The sequence below is a fragment of the Legionella moravica DSM 19234 genome, assembly GCF_000423305.1.
In the GTDB taxonomy this organism is placed as follows: domain Bacteria; phylum Pseudomonadota; class Gammaproteobacteria; order Legionellales; family Legionellaceae; genus Legionella; species Legionella moravica.
Genome location: NZ_KE384006.1, coordinates 2,836 through 8,074, shown reverse-complemented (window position 1 = coordinate 8,074; position 5,239 = coordinate 2,836). Strand labels below are relative to the sequence as shown.

Below are 5,239 nucleotides of genomic sequence, written 5' to 3'. Positions count from 1 at the left end.
ATTACCGGTCATTTCAATAGTCATCTCGGAGGTTGGTACAACAACCGATGATGAAGCTGCGGATGAAGAAGGGGCTGAGGATGAAGAAGAAGCGGCAGACGAAGATGAAGAGGATTGAGCAGGCGTTTCTGTATCAGTCTTTTGCAACAGATACCGTGAAGCCAGTCGGATGGCGAGCGTGGCCGCTGCATTCGAGGTCACTGCGTTATGCGTGCTCTGTGAATCCTGAGTGCTTTCAATGATTGCCTGTGTGAAGTCGTCTGGCATGGGAGATATTCCTAAGGTTAGATTTTTTGGAGTGAATTATATCATTGTGATTATAATTAAGTCAAAAAAAGGTTGGTTGCTTTATTTGAATGCTTGCTGTGATGATATTTGGCGATTGAGCGTATTGATGTTTCCCTGGTAAATTTTTTTACTAAGCCTATGTTGTATTTTGATAGCCCTGAATGATCAGGTATCTAGTGAAATTGAAAATATAATGAATACTCTATTTCTCAATAGGCAATAAAACCAGTATACTATTGGTCTTTAATTCGTGCGATTGAACTGATTGATGAAACTGTTGCGTGGTGTTCAACATTTTGCTGAAATTGAAAAGGGCGTGGTAGCTACGATCGGTAATTTTGATGGCATACATTTAGGTCATCAAAATCTGATTAAAACTCTAAGAGACAGAGCGAATAGCATGAAGCTGCCTTTGGTTCTGATTTTATTTGAACCTCAGCCAAGAGAATATTTTCAAAAAGAAGCCGCACCAGCTCGACTTTCCAGTTTAAGAGAAAAACTGGAAATGCTGAGGTCTTGTCGGGTCGATTATGTCTATTGTATAAAGTTTGATCGAGGTTTGGCTGAAACCACGGCTGTGGATTTTGCAACTCAAAACCTTTTTCGGGCATTAAAAGTTAAATACCTGCTGGTAGGTGAAGATTTTCGATTTGGTAAGAACAGAACCGGCGATGTTCAATTGTTGAAGACTCTGGGGACATCATTTTCATGCCAGGTTGATACCTGTCCCGATTTTTTTATTGAAAATGAAAAAGTCAGCTCAACTAAAATCAGAAATGCATTGCAGCATGGCGATTTAAAATTGGCTGCTCGGTTTTTAGGAAGGACCTATAGTTTATGTGGACGAGTGATCCGAGGCGATGGTCGAGGGCGACAGTGGGGAATACCAACTGCCAACCTGAATCTAAATCGATTAGCGCTCCCTTTAGTGGGTGTTTATGTCGTACATGTTCGCATCGGTTCCAGATATGTTGAAGGTGTTGCCAATATTGGTAAGCGACCAACTGTTGATGGGACTAAAAATATATTGGAAATACATTTATTGAACTTTAATGATTCAATTTATGGAGAGTTGGTGCAAGTGTTTTTCTTGCACAGATTGCGTGATGAGCTTAAATTCACATCAGTGGATGCTTTGATTACGCAGATTCATAATGATATTGCGGCGGCAAAAGCATTTTTAAATTTGAATGTGCAGTAGCATTTTGAACTGCAGATTATAAACCGTCAAAACTTAACGATTTCGCAGAGTAGGCATCAATGGCAGAATATAAAGATACATTAAACCTTCCTAATACTTCTTTTCCAATGAAGGCAAGTCTTGCAACACGAGAGCCGCAGATGCTGGCTGATTGGAAGGCGAAAGGAGTGTACGAACAAATTCGTAAGAACCGAAAAGGAAGTAAAAAATTTATTCTGCATGATGGTCCTCCTTATGCTAATGGACATCTTCATTGCGGACATGCGCTGAATAAAATTCTTAAGGATATTATTATAAAATCAAAGTCATTCAGTGGCTATGACGCTCCTTTTGTACCTGGATGGGATTGTCATGGATTGCCTATCGAGCTGAATGTAGAAAAGAAAGTGGGTAAAGCAGGGGTAAAAATTTCACCCAGGGAGTTTCGGGTCAAATGTCGTGAATACGCTGCAAGTCAAATTGATATTCAACGTGATGAATTTCAACGTCTTGGAGTATTTGGTGATTGGTATAATCCCTACGTGACTATGGATTTTCGCTATGAGGCCAATATTGTCAGGGCATTGGGATTAATGATTAAAAATGGTCATTTGCAACAAGGCTTCAAGCCAGTGCATTGGTGTATTGATTGTGGTTCCGCGCTTGCTGAAGCAGAAGTGGAGTATGAAGACAAAACCTCTCCATCTATCGATGTGGCTTTTGTTGCAGTTAATTCGGCTGATTTTATTAATAAATATAACATTAAAGTTGAAAATAAACCTTTAATTCTCCCTATCTGGACAACTACACCATGGACTTTGCCAGCCAATGAAGCGGTTTGTTTGCATCCCGAGATTGATTATTCATTAATTGACGCAGGAACGAGTTATTACATAGTGGCTACTGATCTGGTTGAGTCAGTCATGACGCGATATGGCGTCAGCGACTATACGATCTGTGGCTCAGCTAAAGGTTGTGTTTTTGAACTGCTGCAATTAAAACATCCGTTTAATGCTCGACAGGTTCCCGTAGTTCTTGGCGAGCATGTGACGACCGATTCGGGAACCGGTTGTGTACATACCGCACCAGCGCATGGTCCTGATGATTATATGGTCGGTCAATCTTATAATTTGCCTTTAATCAATCCGGTTAAGTCAAATGGTTGCTTTGCTGAAGATGTAGAATTTTTTGCAGGGATTTCTGTATTAAAAGCAAATGAAGTAGTTTTGGATAAATTATCCGACAACGGAGTTCTTTTAGCCAAAGAAAACATCAGACACAGTTATCCTCATTGCTGGCGGCATAAATCTCCTATGATATTCCTGGCAACTCCACAGTGGTTTATTTCTATGGATAAATCCAACTTAAGACAGGCCATACTTAGCGAAATTGATAAAGTAAGCTGGGTTCCTGATTGGGGTAAAGCGCGTATCAGCAACATGGTTGAGAATAGGCCTGACTGGTGTATTTCACGGCAAAGAGCCTGGGGTACACCCATGCCTTTATTTGTTCATAATACCACTCGGGAACTTCATCCCAATACTTTGGAGCTTTTAGAACAAGTTGCTTTAATGATTGAACAATCGGGAATTGATGTCTGGTTTGAGTTAGATGCCTCCGAGCTGCTGGGTGATGACGCTAAGGATTATGATAAAGTTAGCGATACTATGGATGTCTGGCTGGATTCTGGCGTATCTCATTTTAGTGTTTTGAAGCAAAATAGCGATTTGGATTTTCCTGCAGACGTTTATTTTGAAGGGTCTGATCAGCATCGGGGCTGGTTTAATTCTTCATTGACAACTTCAGTAGCCATGAATGGAGTCGCTCCTTATAAAACGGTATTAACTCATGGTTATACAGTAGATGCAGAAGGTAAAAAACTATCAAAATCGAAAGGCAATTATGTCGCTCTGGATAAATTGGTCAATCAACATGGTGCCGACATATTACGCTTGTGGGTAGCGTCCACTGATTATAGAAATGAAGTGAGTATTTCTGATGAAATTATCAAACGTAATGCGGATGCATACCGCAGAATTCGTAATACCGGGCGTTTTTTATTGGCTAATCTTTTTGATTTCGATCCAGCCAGGGATTGTGTTAAACCTGAAGACTTATTGGAATTGGACAAGTGGGCATTAAAGCGTTGTCAGCTTCTTCAAGATGAAATTGTAGCGGCTTATGAGGCTTATCAGTTCCATGTTATTTATCAAAAAATTCATAACTTCTGTGCTGTTGATATGGGTAGTTTTTATCTGGATCTGATTAAAGATCGGCAATACACTACAGCAAAAGAGAGCAAAGCAAGGCGTTCCTGTCAAACTGCTATGTATCACATAGTTAAAGCATTTACTCTTTGGCTTGCCCCTATATTATCCTTTACATCAGAAGAGATCTGGCAATCCATTCCCGGTTACCAGGGGGAGTCCATCTTTATCGAGCGTTGGTATGATGCCTGGCCGGTTATCGATGGGGTGAATATGGATGATTGGGAACAACTGCATCAAATTCGTGATGAAGTGAATAAGTCTTTGGAAGAAACCCGACAAAAAGGTGAAATAGGCTCTGCTTTGGCAGCTGAAGTTACTTTGTATGCAAAGCCCGAGGTAGTGCCAAAATTGACCCGTTTGGGAGAAGAGTTGCGTTTCTTGTTAATGACATCAGGTGCGACAATTATGCCGATGACTGATGTTCCTTCAGGTATACATTCTACAGAATACGGAGTAGCGATTGATGTTACCGCCAGTAGCCATGAAAAGTGCGCGCGATGTTGGCATAGAAGACCTGATATAGGACAAAATAAAGAACATCCGGAACTGTGTTTGCGTTGTGTGGGTAATATCAGCGGTCAAGATGAGGTGAGGCTTTTCATATGAAAAAATGGCATTGGTTTTTACTCAGTTTTTTTGTAATTATCTGCGACCAAACCAGTAAATACTGGATTGGTGTTTTGCTGACCCCTTATAAACCAATGCCTGTAATTCCGATGTTAAACCTTACCTTGGCTTATAATACTGGGGCTGCGTTTAGTTTTTTAAGTGGAGCGGGAGATTGGCACAGATGGTTCTTTGCTGGATTCAGCTCTCTTGTCAGCACTATTTTAGTGATATGGTTGTGGCGGACTCCAGACTCTGCACGCCTGCAATCTGCAGGGATCAGCCTTATATTAGGTGGAGCGCTGGGCAATCTTATTGACCGCGGAATCCATGGCTATGTTATTGATTTTATTGATGTTTATTATAAGTATCACCATTTTGCCACTTTTAATATTGCGGACAGCGCGATATGTGTCGGGGCTGCAATTTTAGTTCTGGATTTATTAATTCATAGAGAATAGAACGTATTCTTTAATTGAGCATAGAGCGTGTTTTTGTTTGTTGTTCACTTCTAATTCCCCACGTACTCAACTCAGTTTCCCCACACCCCTGCGCGCAGCGTGGGGGTGTGGGGGTTAAAAAATGTCGCGAAGCGACTTCATTTAAAATCAAGCCTTCAAAATGATGTGGTTATGATCAAAAGCTGTAGAAAGCAAGATAGGGATGTGCTTTAGTTCGTCCGTGCTGTGTTTACATATTGTTTTTTTGGCACTTACCATCAAATAAAATGAAGTCGCTTCGCGACGTTATTTAATCCCCCTCACCCTTAATCCCTCTCCCCCACGCTGCGCGCAGGGGCGAGGGAAAAGTTAGTTGGGAGTTAAGTTCACCTTTTAGTCCTTTCTCCCACGCTGCGCGCAGGGGCGAGTGGAACGTTAGTTGGGAGTTAAGTTCA

4 protein-coding genes are annotated in these 5,239 nt (G+C 41.2%); 3 read left to right on the top strand and 1 reads right to left on the bottom strand.

Annotation, left to right across the window (positions count from 1 at the left end):
- Window positions 1–267 (bottom strand): hypothetical protein (locus G543_RS19145; protein ID WP_028385552.1); only part of this gene is annotated, 267 nt, incomplete at its 3' end.
- A 289-nt stretch (window positions 268–556) separates the two neighbouring features.
- Here G543_RS19145 and ribF point away from each other — a divergent pair.
- Genes ribF through lspA form a run of 3 tightly spaced genes read left to right on the top strand, consistent with a single transcriptional unit; the run spans window position 557 to window position 4,805 of the window.
- The gene (ribF, locus tag G543_RS0116740; protein ID WP_028385551.1) at window positions 557–1,489 is read left to right on the top strand and encodes a bifunctional riboflavin kinase/FAD synthetase; all 933 of its coding nucleotides are present in this window, start codon (window positions 557–559) and stop codon (window positions 1,487–1,489) included.
- A 59-nt stretch (window positions 1,490–1,548) separates the two neighbouring features.
- Complete coding sequence (gene ileS / locus G543_RS0116735; protein ID WP_028385550.1) at window positions 1,549–4,344, top strand: isoleucine--tRNA ligase; 2,796 nt, start codon at window positions 1,549–1,551, stop codon at window positions 4,342–4,344.
- Window positions 4,341–4,805 carry a signal peptidase II gene (gene lspA, locus G543_RS0116730; RefSeq protein ID WP_028385549.1) on the top strand — a complete coding sequence of 155 codons (465 nt, stop codon included), beginning with the start codon at window positions 4,341–4,343 and terminating at the stop codon, window positions 4,803–4,805. The genes ileS and lspA overlap by 4 nt, the downstream gene beginning before the upstream one ends.
- The last annotated feature ends 434 nt before the right edge of the window (window positions 4,806–5,239 follow it).